The sequence below is a fragment of the Lentzea sp. NPDC020367 genome (genome assembly GCF_044387305.1).
In the GTDB taxonomy this organism is placed as follows: Bacteria; Actinomycetota; Actinomycetes; order Mycobacteriales; family Pseudonocardiaceae; genus Lentzea.
Window position 1 is genome coordinate 574,558 of sequence record NZ_JBIRVV010000006.1, and the last position, 15,068, is coordinate 589,625.

Annotated in this window: 16 protein-coding genes; 9 read left to right on the forward strand and 7 right to left on the reverse strand. The window is 68.8% G+C overall.

Annotated elements, in window-relative coordinates:
- Positions 1–57 precede the first annotated feature (57 nt).
- Positions 58–705, reverse strand: coding sequence for a hypothetical protein (locus tag ACH413_RS27900; protein WP_360031370.1), 648 nt, complete (start codon positions 703–705; stop codon positions 58–60).
- Positions 706–711: 6 nt separating this feature from the next.
- Entirely contained in the window at positions 712–1,716 is a 1,005-nt protein-coding gene (locus ACH413_RS27905; RefSeq protein WP_360031368.1) for a hypothetical protein, read from the reverse strand.
- Between the two features lie 386 nt (positions 1,717–2,102).
- Here ACH413_RS27905 and ACH413_RS27910 point away from each other — a divergent pair, with 386 nt between their 5' ends.
- On the forward strand, positions 2,103–2,618 hold the full coding sequence (locus ACH413_RS27910; RefSeq protein WP_360031366.1) for an FKBP-type peptidyl-prolyl cis-trans isomerase: 516 nt from the start codon (positions 2,103–2,105) through the stop codon (positions 2,616–2,618).
- Between the two features lie 54 nt (positions 2,619–2,672).
- Here ACH413_RS27910 and ACH413_RS27915 read toward each other — a convergent pair whose 3' ends face one another.
- The gene (locus tag ACH413_RS27915) at positions 2,673–3,614 is read right to left on the reverse strand and encodes a quinone oxidoreductase (protein WP_360031364.1); all 942 of its coding nucleotides are present in this window, start codon (positions 3,612–3,614) and stop codon (positions 2,673–2,675) included.
- Positions 3,615–3,720: 106 nt separating this feature from the next.
- On the opposite strand from ACH413_RS27915, the gene ACH413_RS27920 reads away from it, so the two are divergent.
- Positions 3,721–4,509, forward strand: a complete 789-nt coding sequence (locus ACH413_RS27920) for a glycoside hydrolase family protein (protein ID WP_360031362.1) — start codon at positions 3,721–3,723, stop codon at positions 4,507–4,509.
- Here ACH413_RS27920 and ACH413_RS27925 read toward each other — a convergent pair.
- Entirely contained in the window at positions 4,506–5,024 is a 519-nt protein-coding gene (locus tag ACH413_RS27925; protein WP_360031360.1) for a GNAT family N-acetyltransferase, read from the reverse strand. The genes ACH413_RS27920 and ACH413_RS27925 overlap by 4 nt on opposite strands.
- Before the next feature lie 7 nt (positions 5,025–5,031).
- Positions 5,032–6,615, reverse strand: a complete 1,584-nt coding sequence (locus ACH413_RS27930; protein WP_360031358.1) for a DUF885 domain-containing protein — start codon at positions 6,613–6,615, stop codon at positions 5,032–5,034.
- 36 nt (positions 6,616–6,651) lie between these two features.
- Here ACH413_RS27930 and ACH413_RS27935 point away from each other — a divergent pair, with 36 nt between their 5' ends.
- The 3 genes from ACH413_RS27935 to ACH413_RS27945 are packed head-to-tail and all read left to right on the forward strand — an operon-like array spanning position 6,652 to position 8,586.
- Positions 6,652–6,942, forward strand: a complete 291-nt coding sequence (locus ACH413_RS27935; protein ID WP_360031356.1) for a hypothetical protein — start codon at positions 6,652–6,654, stop codon at positions 6,940–6,942.
- Positions 6,939–7,781 carry a hypothetical protein gene (locus ACH413_RS27940; RefSeq protein ID WP_360031354.1) on the forward strand — a complete coding sequence of 281 codons (843 nt, stop codon included), beginning with the start codon at positions 6,939–6,941 and terminating at the stop codon, positions 7,779–7,781. Before ACH413_RS27935 ends, ACH413_RS27940 begins: the two co-directional genes overlap by 4 nt.
- Before the next feature lie 19 nt (positions 7,782–7,800).
- Positions 7,801–8,586, forward strand: a complete 786-nt coding sequence (locus ACH413_RS27945) for an alpha/beta hydrolase (RefSeq protein ID WP_360031352.1) — start codon at positions 7,801–7,803, stop codon at positions 8,584–8,586.
- Here ACH413_RS27945 and ACH413_RS27950 read toward each other — a convergent pair.
- Positions 8,572–10,149, reverse strand: coding sequence for a cation acetate symporter (locus ACH413_RS27950; protein WP_360031350.1), 1,578 nt, complete (start codon positions 10,147–10,149; stop codon positions 8,572–8,574). The genes ACH413_RS27945 and ACH413_RS27950 overlap by 15 nt on opposite strands.
- The gene (locus tag ACH413_RS27955; RefSeq protein ID WP_360031348.1) at positions 10,146–10,556 is read right to left on the reverse strand and encodes a DUF485 domain-containing protein; all 411 of its coding nucleotides are present in this window, start codon (positions 10,554–10,556) and stop codon (positions 10,146–10,148) included. Before ACH413_RS27955 ends, ACH413_RS27950 begins: the two co-directional genes overlap by 4 nt.
- 333 nt (positions 10,557–10,889) lie before the next feature.
- Between ACH413_RS27955 and ACH413_RS27960 the strand changes: the two genes are divergently transcribed.
- From ACH413_RS27960 to ACH413_RS27975, 4 genes are all read left to right on the forward strand, one after another.
- Positions 10,890–13,502: a nitrate- and nitrite sensing domain-containing protein gene (locus ACH413_RS27960; RefSeq protein ID WP_360031346.1), complete on the forward strand. Its 2,613-nt coding sequence runs from the start codon at positions 10,890–10,892 to the stop codon at positions 13,500–13,502.
- Positions 13,499–13,918, forward strand: coding sequence for a roadblock/LC7 domain-containing protein (locus ACH413_RS27965; RefSeq protein WP_093601335.1), 420 nt, complete (start codon positions 13,499–13,501; stop codon positions 13,916–13,918). Before ACH413_RS27960 ends, ACH413_RS27965 begins: the two co-directional genes overlap by 4 nt.
- Positions 13,919–13,921: 3 nt before the next feature.
- Positions 13,922–14,455 (forward strand): DUF742 domain-containing protein, encoded by a 534-nt coding sequence (locus tag ACH413_RS27970; RefSeq protein WP_360031344.1) that lies wholly within the window; start codon positions 13,922–13,924, stop codon positions 14,453–14,455.
- Positions 14,456–14,534: 79 nt separating this feature from the next.
- Positions 14,535–15,053, forward strand: coding sequence for a hypothetical protein (locus ACH413_RS27975; protein WP_093601339.1), 519 nt, complete (start codon positions 14,535–14,537; stop codon positions 15,051–15,053).
- Positions 15,054–15,068 lie beyond the last annotated feature (15 nt).

The following is a 15,068-nucleotide window of genomic DNA, read 5'->3' on the forward strand; positions in this document are numbered from 1 at the left end:
CAGCCCTCCTGACAGGTGGGCTGATGGTAAGCGTGTCGCGGCGGCCTCGGCGGGCCTTCACAGGTGGTTCGTCAGATCCTCCAGTCGGTCCTCCACCGGCACGTGCCGGTGGCTGATTCCGGTGTCCGGGTCGTAGCTGAGGCTCCACGGGTTCACGGCACGTGACTTGACCAGGAAGGTCATGGTCCCGTCGGCTGCTCGCGGGATGCGGTGGAACTCGTGTGCGAGCATCGTGCCGGTGGTGCCCTCGGCGCACTGGGTGCGGTTCGTGAGTTCCGTGCCGACGACCGTGCGGCCGCCGACGCCGAGCCGGGCGTCAAAACGTTCGTGCAGGTACGCACCGCTCAGGATGGTGGTGCAGAAGTGGTAGCGGTGGTTGTGCACCGAGTCGGCGTAGCCGGCCCGCCAATCGCCCAGCGGTTTGTACTCGTGCAGCCAGAACGTGAACGGTTCGTCCGCTTCGTCGCGCAGGCACCACGCGTAGTGCGTCGTCGTCTCGCGTGAGTGCGCGATCACCCAGGTCGCCTCCTGGGGTGTGAGGCCGTCGATGTGCGCGCGAAGCTCTTTGCGCAACCCGGGACGGGCCGCCCATTCGCGAAACCACGTGCCGACATCGGCCCAGTGGTCCACGACGGGGAATTCGGCGCGCTGCACCCGAGTGGCGAGCTCCTCGAGCGCGGACACCCCGGTGAACTCGGCTAGCAAGATCGATCAGCTCCTCAACTGAGCGGATGCGGAGAATTCGCGACGGAATGCGTGGAACTTGCCTTCGAGCTCCGTGAAACCGTCGATGGTGAGCGTCTCGCCGGTGATCTTCTCGAACAGCGCCACGAAGTCGTTCCTGGAAGTCGCTGGCGTGATGGCGAAGTGGTAACCGGCCTTGGAATTGCTGATGCGCAGGAACTCCGCGCGTTCCATCGCGTAAAGGAACGAACTTTCGGTGAACCTGAGCGTGCGCGGATACGGCCTGAGCACTCCCGCGGTGTTGCTGTAGAGCGTGAGCCACGCCGAGTCGTCGAACAACTCGAGCCGATCGAGCGGCGGATCCGAAACGATGGTGACGTCGATCCTGGAACACCGGCTGCGTGCCGCGTAGAGCCCGACGAGCCCGATGCCGATCTGCTCCTTGAGCCGTTTCTGGATCTCGTCGTAGTCCCCGTCCGCGCCTTCGTTGCGCAACAGGTACCGCGCCCGCCCGCTGATGGCGTTGTCGTCGCGCGGGTCGGCCAGCACCGCCCTGAGCTCGCACTCCGTCTGGCTGAGCAGCACCCTGCCCGCCGCGTACCGGCCGGCGAACCCGCGGAAGCAGTACAGCCGCGTCCGCTCCAGGTCCTGCATCATCAGCTGGTTGAACACCGGATCCGGCTTGGCCGTCGGCTCGAACACGTGACTGGGGAAGAACTCGCGATCGAGCGCCCGATACTCCTGGGTGAGTTCCCGGAGAGCCTTGCGACTCTCCTCGATCACCGGAGCGAGAAGCGCCTTCTGCGCCGCTTTCGACGTGATCAACGTCTGCGTGAAGCTCACGACCGCCGAAATAAGAGTGCCGGTACCCAGCGCTGTCAGCAGGTTTCTCGCTGTACCGGAATCCATTTGACTGGAAATGGCCAGCGACGCACCCGACGTCACGACGAGTATGAGGAGGAGCAACCCGGTCCGAGTCCAGAACAACTCCTGGATCAGGCTGCTGCGGATGCCTCCGGCCTCCGCGGACACGAGTCTCCACCTCCCGGATCACCAGATTGGCTGCTACCCGAACGGACGAATGCGGTCGGTGTCCGATCAAGTGCGAGGAGTTACTGTACGCGTCGGTCAAAAGATAAGGAAGCTGCTATTCGTGCGACATTCAGGACCGGAATAACCGCCCTTGAGCCCAGTCGTCGACCCGCATACGTGCACTTCGGTGACGCCCAGTCGCCACCCACCCCTCCCGTGTCGGATGAGGGTGACCCACCGACCCGAACGCACCCACTGCGAGTGTTTTAGGCCGCCCGGCCGTGGCCGCTGCTCCTCCGGCAGGCCGAGCCGGGGGACGGCCGTCAGGACGAGGTCGCGCGGCCTGCTACACGCCGCTCACACCCGCCCGAATACGCTCACCCACCATGCGTAACGTCCTGCTCATCGCTTCCCTGGCGCTCGTGGCGGCCACCGGCCTCGCCGGCTGCGGCAGCTCGGCCCAGCCCTCGGCCGGCGCGCCCACGACCCCCTGCAAGGCCGACGACTTCAAGGTCACCGGCGACTTCGGTGCGGCGCCCAAGGTCGAGATCCCCGCCTGCAAGCCCACCGACGAGCTCGTCATCAAGGACCTGGTGCCCGGCACCGGCGCCGAGGTGAAGGCGGGCACGACGGCCTCGGTGAACTACCAGCTCACGACGTTCTCGGACAAGAAGATCCTCGACAGCTCCTTCGAGCGCGGCGAGCCGTTCGACGTCGAGAACGTTGGCCAGGCGCCGGTCATCGACGGCTGGAACGAGGGCATCGTCGGGCTCAAGGAGAAGGGCCGCCGGCTGCTGATCGTGCCGCCCGCCAAGGGCTACGGCCAGGGCGGTCAGGGCATCAAGCCCAACGAGACCCTCGTCTTCATCATCGACGGCGTGAAGGTCACCCCCGCCGCCTGACGCGAAAAGCGAAACGGCCCCTCGGGAACACCCGAGGGGCCGTTTCTCATCGGCTCACGGCAGGAGCAGCAGCTTGCCGGTCGTCTTGCGCGACTGCAGGTCGGTGTGCGCCTGCGCCGCCTCCTCCAGCTTGTACCGGCCGCCGATCCGGACGTTCAGCTCACCGGACGCGATCGCGCCGAACAGGTCCGCGGCCCGCCAGTCGAGCTCCGCGCGGTCGAGCAGGTAGGACCCGGTCGACGGCCGCGTCAGGTACACCGACCCGGCCGCGTTGAGCCGCTGCGGATCCACCGGCGGCACCGGCCCGGACGACGCCCCGAACAGCGCCAGCAGCCCGCGCGGCTTCAGCGAGGCGAGCGACTGGTCGAACGTGTCGGCGCCGACCCCGTCGTAGACGACGTCGACCTTCTCGATCTGCGAGGCGAAGTCGCCGTACCGCAGCACCTGGTCGGCCCCGGCCTCGCGGGCCAGTGCCTCCTTCTCGTCGGTCGACACCGTCGCGACGACGGTGGCGCCCTTCGCCTTCGCCCACTGCGTCAGCAGCAGCCCGACGCCACCGGCCGCCGCGTGCACCAGCACCCGGTCGCCTTCCTTCACGACGTACGTCGAGTGGATCAGGTAGTGCGCGGTGATGCCCTGCAGCAGTGCGCCCGCGGCCAGTTCGACGTCCAGCCCGTCCGGCACCCGGACCGCGGACGCCGCGGGCACCACGACCTCCTCCGCGTAGCTGCCCAGCACGCCCATCCACGCGACCTTGTCGCCGGCGGCGAAGTCCGGGGAGTTCGAGACGACGACCTCGCCGGCACCCTCCAGGCCCAGTGCGGTGGGCAACGGGATCGCGTACTGGCCGCTGCGCTGGTACGTGTCGATGTAGTTGACGCCCGCCGCGGCCACCTTCACCAGCAGCTCGCCGTCACCGGCCACGGGCGACGGCACGTCGGCGTACTCCAGCACCTCCGGGCCACCGGCCGAACGCACCACCACTGCCTTGGGCATCTGTCCTCCTTGATCGACTCACCCTGCTCAACCCTGGCCGTGGCCCCGATGTTCCCCCTCCCAGCTGGTGGGAGCAAAAGGAGCGGGACCCTGGTAAGACCGATCCATGCGAAAAACAACCCTGCTGCTGATCGCATGTCTGCTCCTCATGGGAGCGCTTCCATCCCAGGCCGCCTCCGCCAAGAAGGGCGTGAACGCGGCCGACGACCCCGGTCCGGCCGGCGCCGCCATGACCGCCCTGGACGCCCGCTGGTACTACACCTGGGCCTCGGACCGGCGAGGAATCCAGAGCAACGCCGAGTTCGTCCCGATGATCTGGGGCGCGGCGAGCGTGACCGACACCGAGCTGAACAACGCGAAGGCCAACGGCAAGCAGTTGCTGGGCTTCAACGAACCGGACATGGCCGGCCAGGCGAACATGACCGTCGAACGCGCGCTGGACCTGTGGCCACGCCTGCAGAACACCGGACTGAGGCTCGGCGCGCCCGGCGTCGCGTTCGGAGGTGACGTCGCGGGCGGGTGGCTCGACCGGTTCATGGCGGGCGCCAAGGCACGCAACCTGCGCGTCGACTTCATCCCGCTGCACTGGTACGGGCAGGACTTCTCCTCCGCGGCCACCGGTCACCTGGAGTCGTACCTGCGCAACGTCTACAACCGGTACAAGAAGCCGATCTGGCTCACCGAGTACGCGTTGATCGACTGGCGTTCCGGCCGCGCGGTCTACCCGAGCCAGCAACAGCAGACCGCGTTCATCACCGCGTCGACCAGGATGCTCGACGGACTGTCCTTCGTGGAGCGTTACTCGTGGTTCACGCTGTCCACCAAGACAAGTCCGACGGGACTATCCACCGGCACGACGTTGACGGCGGCGGGCCAGGCCTACCGGCCTGCCTAGCGGCGCACGTGCCGGTGTCCCTCGTTGGGGAACTCCGGCGGTACGGCGGGAAGCAGGTCGTGCAGCGCGTAGCCGCACTTGACCGCCACCCGGCAGGACGGGTGGTTGCCGGCGGCGTGCAGCAGTTCCAGCTGGGTGAGCGCGACCAGGTCCTGGATGGACAGTGCCCACCGCGACAAGGTCTCCACCGCTCGGGCGGCGACTCCCCGCCCCCGAGCGGGGGCGGCGGTCCAGTAGCCGACCTCGGCCGTGCCGCCTGGTCCCACCTTCACCACCACGTGGCCCAGCGGGGGATGGTCGTCGGCGACCACGGCGAAGCTGAGCCGGGTCGCCCTCGCCCAGCCGTCGTCCTGCGCGTCGAGCCACCGCCGGCCTTCGGCCTCGGTGGTCAGGGAGGTGGCCAGCCAGCGGCGCAGCAGCGGATCGCGATGCGCCGCCAGCAGCGCAGGGAGATCGTCGGACCGCCACGGCCGCAGTGTCAGCGCGGTGTCCGGGACGGACAGCACCACAGTCATGGCCGGACTAGTCCTCGCCCAGGGCGACCCGGCGCGCGAGCCCCAGCGGCAGCGCGCCGGACCCGGCGATGCGGTCGTGGAAGTCGCGCAACGACCCCAGCCCCGCGGCCAGGTACTCGTCGCGGATCAGGTCGATCTCCAGCGCCCCGGTCAGGTACGACGGCGCCTGCGTCGGCCGCGTGCAGTACCGCTTGACCTCGCCCACCGCGGTGCCGGGCGTCAGTGCCGTGCGCGCCACCATGAACGCTTCGGCTTCGGCGGGGGTCATGTCACCGCAGTGCAGGGCGGTGTCGACGATCATCCGCGCCGCCCGGAACAGCCGCGCCTCGACGTGCCCCATCAACGCGCCCTGCGACTTGTAGTGGCCGACCGAGCGCAGCAGTTTCTCCGCGTACAGCGCCCAGCCCTCGGAGAAGTACGGCGTCCGGAAGATCTTGCGCAACGGGTGCGCCGGGCCCTGCGCGGCCAGCCACGTCAGGTGCCAGTGGTGGCCGGGGTAGGCCTCGTGCACCGAGATCGTCGGCAGCTGCGACCGCGCGTTGGTGCGCAGGCGGTGCGTGACCTGCTCGTCCGAGGCACCGTCGGGCGTGAACGGCACGAAGAAGTACCCCGTGCGCTTGGACGTCAGCGCGGGCGGGCCGAGGTAGCTCGCCACGGCCATGACCGCGCGGTGGAACGGCGGCCCCGGCACCACCTGGCACTCCTCGCCCTCGGGCAGCGTCACCAGCGAGTGCTCGACCAGCGCCGCGCGCGCCCGTGCCGTCTCCGCCTCGTACTCGGCGCGCAACGCCTCCAGCGTCGGCGGGTGGTCGTCCTGCAGCGAGCTCATCACCGAACGCCAGTCCGGCGAGCCCGCGAGCTCGATCAGTTCGGCTTCCAGCTCCGCGTAGGCGTCCTGCCCGCGCTGGTGCAGCTCCGGCGCGCCGTAGCCGAGCATCTCCTTGTCCTGCAACAGGGCCGAGTAGAGCTTCTCGCCCATCCGCCAGTCGCCGGTCGCCCGCACGGCCAGGTCCTCCAGGAACGCGGCGTGCCGGTCGAACGCGTCCGCGGCGGGCCCGGCGGCCTCGGCCATCGCCGCGCGGAACTCCGGCGCGGCCTCCAGCGGCAGCGAGTCCAGCAGGAACGACCGGCCGGTCCGCACCTGGTCCAACGCCCGTCGCACGACCAGCGGCGACGCCAGGGAGGCGTCGAGGTTCGCCTCGGCGGCGGCGAGCACCGCGGGCACCTCGCGCAGCTTCGCGATCGTGGAGGCGACGAGTTCGGCCTCGGGCAGCAGCCCGTGCAGGAACGGCCCCAGCAGCCCGAAGAACACCACCCCGGCGTACTCGTGCGGGTCGCGCCGCCATCCCGGCCACGTCTCGTGCGCAGACGCCCCGCGCAACACCGACAGCGCCAGATCGCGGTCCACCGACGTCGGCAACGGCTCCAGCCGCGCCAGCCACTCCTCGGTCTCCCTGGCCCGCTGCTCGAACGCGGCGGCGGAGAAGTCCCCGAAGGTGGAGTAGTGCTCCAGCGAGCCGGCCTGCGCCGCGTGCGCGGGGTGGTGGTCGAAGTACCACGTGAGGAACGACGTGAGCGTGTCGGTGGTCACCCGACTGAAGCTACCCGCTGGTTTTACAGTGTGGGGGTGTCTGATCAAACCACTCAGAAGCGCATCGCCGAGTTCGTGCAGGCCCACGGCAAGCCGGGCACGGCGGTCAGGGCCGTCGTGGAACCGATCGGCCGGGCCGGCGCGCGAATCGTGCTGGTGGGCGCGGACGGCGCCATGGGCGACGTGATGACCAAGGACGTCGAGTCCGCCACCAAGGCCGTCGAGGCCGCCGAGAACGTCGAGCAGTCCGAATGGGACCGCGAGACCACCGCCGCCGCCAAGATCGGCTCCGCGCACCGCCGCAAGATGGCCAAGATGCGGTCATGAAGGTCGTGCTCGCCTCGTGCGACCGCCTGCCCGAGGGCGACGGCGACGAGGAAGCACTCGTCGCCGCCCTGCTCCGGGACGGCGTCGACGTGTCGTGGCAGCCCTGGGGCAGCGCGGTCGAGGCCGACCTCGTGGTCCTGCGCACGACCTGGGACTACCCGGACCACCTGGACGCCTTCCTGGCGTGGTGCGCCGGCGTGCCGACCCTCGCGAACCCGCTCTCGGTCGTGCGCTGGAACATCGACAAGTCCTACATGGCCGAACTGGCCGCCCACGGCGTCCCCGTGGTGCCCACCGTCGTGGTGGAACCGGGGGAGACCCCGGCGTTCCCGGACGGCGAGTTCGTGGTGAAGCCGGCGGTCGGCGCGGGTTCGCGCGGCGCGGGCCGGTTCACCGACCACGAGTCAGCTCGCGCACACCTCGAAGCCATCGGCGTCAAGGCGTTGGTGCAGCCCTACCAGTCCAGTGTGGACGCCCACGGCGAGACCGCGCTGGTGTTCTTCGCCGGCGAGTACTCCCACTCGTTCCACAAAGGACCGATGCTGGCGCAGGGCCTCGCCGAGGCGGAGTCCGGCCTCTACGTCGAGGAGCGGCTGGGCAGCATCGAACCGTCCCCGCGTCAGGTCGAGCTCGCGAACCAGGTCCTCGACGTGGCCGCGAAGCTGCTCTCGTTGCAGCGCAAGGACTTCCTCTACGCCCGAGTGGACGTCGTCGAAGGCCCCGACGGCGAGCCGCTGCTGCTCGAACTGGAGCTGACCGAACCGTCGCTGGGCTTCAAGCTCACGACCGCCGAGGCCGCTTCGCGCTTCAGCAAGGCGATCCAGGAAGCCGCGTCCTAGTTCGCGCTACGGTCGGATCATGACCACCGCGAACGTCAACGGCATCACCATCGGCTACGACGACGAAGGCACCGGCGACGACGTGCTGGTGCTGGTGCACGGCCATCCCTTCGACCGCTCGATGTGGCGCCCGCAGTTAGAGCACTTCAGCGCCGCGGGCCGGCGGGTGATCGCCGCCGACCTGCGCGGCTACGGCGAGACCACCGTCGTCCCCGGCATCACGCCACTGGACGCCTTCGCGTCCGACGTCGCGGGCCTGCTCGACCACCTCGGCGTCGAGCGGTTCGTGCTCGGCGGCCTGTCAATGGGCGGGCAGATCGTCATGGAGTGCGCGCGCACGTTCCCCGAACGCCTGCGCGGCCTGATCCTCGCCGACACGTTCGCGCAGGCGGAGACCGAGGACGGCCGCCGGAACCGCAACGCCATGGCCGACCGGCTGCTGCGCGAGGGCATGTCGGGCTACGCCACCGAGGTGCAGTGGAAGATGGTGGCGCCGCACAACCCGGCCGTCGGCGAGTTCGTCGCGGGGCTGATGCACAACGCACCGCCCGAGGGTGCCGCGGCGGCGTTGCGAGGCCGTGCCGAACGGCCCGACTACACCGAGACCCTCACCTCGATCACCGTGCCGACGCTGGTGATCGTGGGCAGCGACGACGAGTACACGCCGGTCAGCGACGCCGAGTACATGAGCGAGCGCGTTCCGGGCTCGACGCTGGTCGTGGTCGACGGCGCCGCGCACATGCCGAACCTGGAACGTCCCGAGGTGTTCAACAAGGCGGTGGAGCGGTTGCTAGCGCAGACCTGACCCGATGCCGGTCAGCCCGCGCACCTCCATCTCCGCCTGCTTCTCGCGGTCCGCCGGCTCGCCGCCGAGGATCGTGCCCAGGAACCCGGCCAGGAACGACAGCGGGATCGACACGATGCCGGGGTTCGACAGCGGGAAGAACGCGAAGTCGGCGTCCGGGAACACCGACGACTTCGAGCCGGAGATGGCGGGGGAGAACACGATCAGCAGCACGCACGAGGTGAGGCCGCCGTAGATGCTCCACAGCGTGCCGCGCGTGTTGAACCGCTTCCAGAACAACGAGTACAGCAGCGTCGGCAGGTTCGCGGAGGCGGCCAGCGCGAACGCGAGCGCGACCAAGAAGGCAACGTTCTGGCCGTTCGCCGCGATGCCGCCGACGATCGCGAGCACGCCGACGCAGACCGCGGTGAGGCGTGCGACCTTGACCTCGTCGCGCGGGTCGGCCTCGCCGTGCTTGATCACGTTGGCGTAGACGTCGTGCGCGAACGAGGCCGACGCCGTCAGCGTCAGACCGGCGACCACGGCGAGGATCGTCGCGAACGCCACGGCGCACACGATGCCGAGGAGCACGGTGCCGCCGACCTGGAACGCCAGCAGCGGCGCCGCGGAATTTTCGCCGCCGGGAGCGCCGGTGATCTTGTCCGTGCCCACCAGTGCCATCGCGCCGAAGCCGATGACCAGCGTGCACGAGTAGAAGATCGCCATCATCCACGTCGCCCACACGACGGACTTACGCGCCTCGCGGGCGTTCGGCACCGTGTAGAAGCGCATCAGCACATGGGGGAGCGACGCGGTGCCGAGCACCAGCGCCAGGGCCAGTGAGATGAAGTCGACCTTCGACAGGTCCGAGGCGCCGTACTTCACACCCGGCGCCAGCACGGCCTCGCCCAGCGGCGAGCGCTGCGTCGCGCGGTCGAGCATCGAGGAGAAGTCGAAGCCGAACTTGCCGATCAGGAAGATGGTCAGCAGCGACACGGACAGAAGCAGCAGCACGGCCTTGATGATCTGCACCCACGTGGTGCCCTTCATGCCGCCGACCAGCACGTACAGCACCATGACGATGCCGACGACCGCGATGATGATGGCCTGGCCGATCTTGCTGTGCACGTCCAGGAGCAGCGCCATCAGACCGCCGGCGCCCGCCATCTGCGCGATCATGTAGAAGATCGAGATCACCAGGGTCGCGTTCGCCGCGGCCGCGCGCACGGGGCGCTGGCGCATGCGGAACGCCATGACGTCGCCCATGGTGAAGCGGCCGGTGTTGCGCAGCCGTTCCGAGATGAGCATCAGGCCGATCAGCCAGGCGACGACCCACCCGATCGAGTACATGAAGCCGTCGTAACCGTTCACGGCGATCGCGCCGGAGATGCCCAGGAACGACGCCGCGGACAGGAAGTCACCCGAGAGTGCGATGCCGTTCTGCGTGCCCGTGAAACTGCTGCCCGCCGCGTAGTAGTCCGACGCGCTGACGTTTCGCGTCGACGCCCGGTAAACGATGTAGAGCGTCAGCAGCACGAAGATGCCGAAGACGGACAGGTTGATCGCGGTGTTCGCCCCGGTCACGCGAGCTCCTCATCGGATTCGACGAGAGCGCGCACCTTGTCGACCTGGGGGTCGAGCTTCCGCTTGGAGTAACGCGCGTACGCCATTGTGATGATGATGGTGGTGACGAACTGGAGGAATCCCATCGTCAAGCCGACGTTCACGGTTCCGAACAGCGGAGTGCTCATGAAGTCGGCGGCGTAAGCCGAAAGCAATACGAACGTCACATACCAAGCGAGGAACAGCAGCGTCGCCGGCAGAATGAAACGCTTGACCCGGCGCTTCAGGTCGAGGAAATCCTCGCTCGTTTGGACGGCACCGAAATCAGGCTCACCGTCACCATCGATGAGCAATGAGTGAGCAGGCTCTTCAAAGGTCGCGAAACCGGGGTTGGCCGGGCGTGACACGGAGGGCAGCGCCTTCGTCATCAACCGCTCGCATTCGTTACGGGGAGTGCCCGGCGAGGCTCTGCGCGGAAGGCGCGTCCGGTCCGGGGGTGGGAGGCGCAAGCGTAACCACGCGTGGCGGCGAGTCAATCCCTGGAACGTGCATGACCACCCCAAAAGGTCTGTCGTCACAGCGGGTGATCGATCGTGCACGCCCCAGGTCGTTGTCGCGTCACGCTCTCTGGCCTACTATCCGCTAACACCCGATACGGCTGGTCGAGATATCTAGCTGCGGGGTCTCAAGCTCGCGGGGATTCACCAGGCCAGGAGGTAGCCGATAGTGGGGCACTTCGAGCGCGCCTTGGGGACCATTTCGTGAATGTCGAGTGGAGAAAGATCAGCGACTGGCGCAACTGGCGCCTGCCGGTCAAGCTCGGCGTCGTGCTGCTGGTGCCGGTGGCCGTCGCGGTCGGCGCGGGCGCACTGCAGATCTCCGGTTACGTGGACCGGTCCGACAACTACGTGCAGATGCAGGGCCTGGTCCGGCTCAGGGCCGATCTCGCGCCGCTGATCTCCAGCATCCAGCAGGAACGCACGCTCGCCGCCCAGAGCACGACCAGCGGTTCCGGTGTCGGCGCCTATCAGAACCAGATCAGGTCCACGGACAACGCGGTCTCGACCGTGCGCCGCCGCATCGACCGCACCGACGGCGTCAGCGACGTCGCACGGCAGCGCTTCGCCGAGGTCGGCGGCCAGCTGGAGACGTTGAAGAACCTGCGGGAGAAAGTCGCCCAGGGCGGCGACGGCGGCGACCCGTCCGGCGGCACCTACGGCTACACCGCGATCGTGAAGTCCTTGCTGGACTTCGAACAGGCGCTCGTCGGCCAGTTCAACGACAACGCCATCTCGGGCACCGCGGTGGCACTGCACAACATGGTCATCGCGCAGGAGCAGGTCTCGCTGCAGCACGCGTTCGTCTTAGCCGGGATCGGCCGGGGCAAGCTCCTGGGCCCGGAGGTCCGCGCGCTGGAGCAGTCCGACATCCGGTTGCAGGACCGCCTGAACGACTTCCAGGCCATCGGCACCACCGAACAGCGCCGCGCCTACGACCAGACCGTCACCGGTGCCGCGGTGGCGAGCCGCAACGCACTCGTCGAACGCGCGCTCACCCAGCCCGACGGCACCCCGCCGCCCGCCACGCGTCCCGGCCAGCCCAAGCCGCCGCAGGAGTTCGGCATCGCCGTCGACGACTGGAACAAGGCGTCCAGCACCACCGCGCGGCTGATGGAACAGGTCGGCCGCGAACTGCAGGACGAGCTCGCGAACACCGCCGCCTCGCTGCAGGACGACACGTCCAACAAGGCAGGCGCCGCCGCGGTCATCCTGCTCGCGATGCTGCTCATCGCCGGCACGCTCGGCTTCGTCATCGGCCGCTACCTGCTGCGCTCGCTGTCCGAGCTGCGCCGCTCCGCCCTCGACGTGGCGCACCACCACCTCCCCGAGGTCGTCGCCGCGATCCGTGCCGACCGCGCGCCGGACCTCACGATCGAACCGGTGCCCGTGCACTCCATGGAGGAGTTCGGCCAGCTGGCCCGCGCGTTCGACGCGGTGCACGAGCAGGCCATCCGCTCCGCCGTCGAGCAGTCGTCGCTGCGGTCGGGCATGAAGAACATCTTCGTGAACCTGTCGCGCCGCTCGCAGGGCCTCGTCGAGCGCCAGCTCAAGCTCATGGAGGAGCTGGAGCGGCACGAGGAGAACCCCGAGCAGCTCGCCAACCTCTTCAAGCTCGACCACCTCGCGACGCGCATGCGCCGCAACAACGAGAACCTGATGGTGCTGTCCGGCACGGACATGGCCCGCCGGTTCAGCCAGCCCGTCCCGCTCGCGGACGTGCTGCGCGCCGCCGCGTCGGAGATCGAGCACTACCAGCGCGTCGTGGTGAAGTCGACGCCGTCGGTCGAGGTCGTCGGCTACGCGGCCAGCGACCTCGTGCGCCTGATCGCGGAGCTGCTGGACAACGCCACCGCGTTCTCCGCGCCCGCCACCCAGGTCATGATCGGCTCGCGGATCGACCAGCAGGGCGCCGTGCTCGTCGAGGTCGCCGACCAGGGCATCGGCATGGGCCCGGCCGAGCTCACCGAGGCCAACGAGCGGCTGTCGTCCGGCACCGAGGACGACGTGCCCGTGTCCCGCCAGATGGGTCTGTTCGTCGTCGGCAGGCTCGCGGGCCGCCACGGCATCACCGTCCGGCTGCGCGGCGCGGGAGAGGGCCGCGAGGGCCTGCGCGCGTTCGTGCTCGTGCCGGCGGAACTCGTGCGCTCGCACGAGGAGGCCCCGGCGCCGTCGCAGCCGCGCCACGCCGCACTGCCGCAGCCGAAGCCGGCTCTGGCCAAGCAGCCCCACGTCGTCGTGAAGACGCCGAACCTGGCGCCGCCGCCCGCGCCCGCCCCGGCCATCGACCGGCCGCGCGAGTCCGCGGAGTGGTCGTCGTTCCGCGGCGCCGCGATCGACGAGTCACTGCCCCAGCGCACTCCGCGCCCCGCTTCGGCCGAGTACAACGGCGTGCCGGCCGCGTCACCAAATGAGACGACGTCGTCCTGGTTCAGGGGCACCGGAGTCTCGGGCGAATCGGTCAACGGTGATCATTCGCCGGCAACGACCCCACCTGTATCGTCACCGTCGGTAGTGGCGTCGTGGTTCGGGAAGAAGCCCGGCGGGACGGTCTGGGAGCAGGCGGGAGACCCCGCCACGGACGCCGGCGAGACCGATGCCGGGTTGCCGAAACGGGCGCCGCGTAAGAACCTGCTCCCCGACCTGGCGGAACGTCCCGAGAACGGCACACGCCCTGCCACAGGCCCGAAGCGCGATCCGGAACGAGCACGAGGCTTTCTCGCCAGCTACCAGACGGGCCTGCGTCAGGCGCCGCTCGGCGGCAACGGGAACGGAAGCGGCCAGGGGAACGGCCAGTACAACGGGGAGAAGGCATGAGCACGCCTCAGTCGCGCCAGGTCGACCAGTTCGGCTGGTTGATCACGAACTTCACGGATCGAGTGGCCGGTGTCGCCCACGCGATCGTGATCTCGGTGGACGGCCTGCTGCTCACCAAGTCGACGGGTCTGCCACCGGACCGCGCCGAGCAGCTCGCCGCGATCTCCTCCGGTGTCACAGCACTGACGATGAGCGCTTCACGTTGCTTCGAAGGTGGCGGAGTGTTGCGCACCGTGATCGAGATGGACTACGGGATCATGCTCCTCATGTCCATTCGAGACGGGTCTTGTTTGGCGGTTCTCGCCGCCCCCGACAGCGACGTCGGTCAAGTGGCCTACGAGATGACCGTGGTCGTCGACCAGGTGGGCCAGATCCTCACCCCCGAACTGCGAGCGCAGCTGCACAGCGTGAGGTGAACCATGAGCTCGTCCCCTGACGCGCACCGACGACGAAGGCGGGAAACGCCCGCCGAGCAGACGTTCGCCGACCTGATGAACGGGTTCTCCCTGGACTCGGGCCGAAAGCGGGCGCGCACGCCGGACCCGGTGCCCGCGCGGGAAGCGACTCCCGTTGTACCGCAGGAAGACTTCGAGCCCTCCATTCAGGAGGCTCAGGACTCGTCGATCGTTCGTGCATATGCCTGGACGGGTGGGCGCACTCGGTCCAACATCGACCTCGAGATCGAGACACTTGTCTCCGCCAATGATCAGAGTCGGCACTCGGCAGGTATCTTGCAGGCTGAGCACCAACGCGTTGTCGAGCTGTGCCACTCCCCGCGATCCGTCGCGGAAGTGGCCGCACTGATGCGTCTCCCACTGGGAGTCGTGAAGGTGTTGCTCGGCGACATGGCGGAACGAGGTCTGGTGGACGTGCACCAGACCGCTTCCGCAGGCGGTGACACGCCGGACCTCGGGTTGATGGAGAGAGTGCTGAGTGGACTACGTCGGCTCTAGATTTCCCGAATTCGGGCCCCCAGGGCCGCCCGGTCGGGAGCTGACCTCGGCCAAGATTGTCGTCGCCGGTGGCTTCGGCGTGGGCAAGAGCACTTTCATCAGGTCCATCGTGGAGAACGATCTCCTGACGATGAACGCACTGCCGCCGGAACGCGCGGGTGCCGTGACGGAACTGGTGCGCATCCAGTTCGGACGCGTGTGGCTCGACCCCGGCCTGGCGCTGCACCTCTTCGTGGCCCCGCAGTGGCAGGACCCGCGCGCGGGCTGGGGAGACGTGGTGCGCGGCGCAGTGGGTGCCGTCGTGCTCTTCGACGTGATGCGTCCCGCGGACTCCGTGGACGCGATGCGGTACTTCGAGGACCACAACATCCCGTACGTGCTCGCGCTGAACAACGTGCACGCGTCCGTTCGGTCGGACGTGAAGGCCATCATTCGCGGCATGGGCATCTCGCCCGACGTGCCGGTCGTGAACTGCGACCCGCGCGTCCGGCTCTCGGTGCGGGAGACGCTGATCTCGCTGACCGAGCACGCGAAGCTGGACCGGTGGCGCCGGCGGCCAGGGCCGGACGAGACGACCCCGCTCGCGCCCGTCTGCTGACTTGGAGCTTCTCCC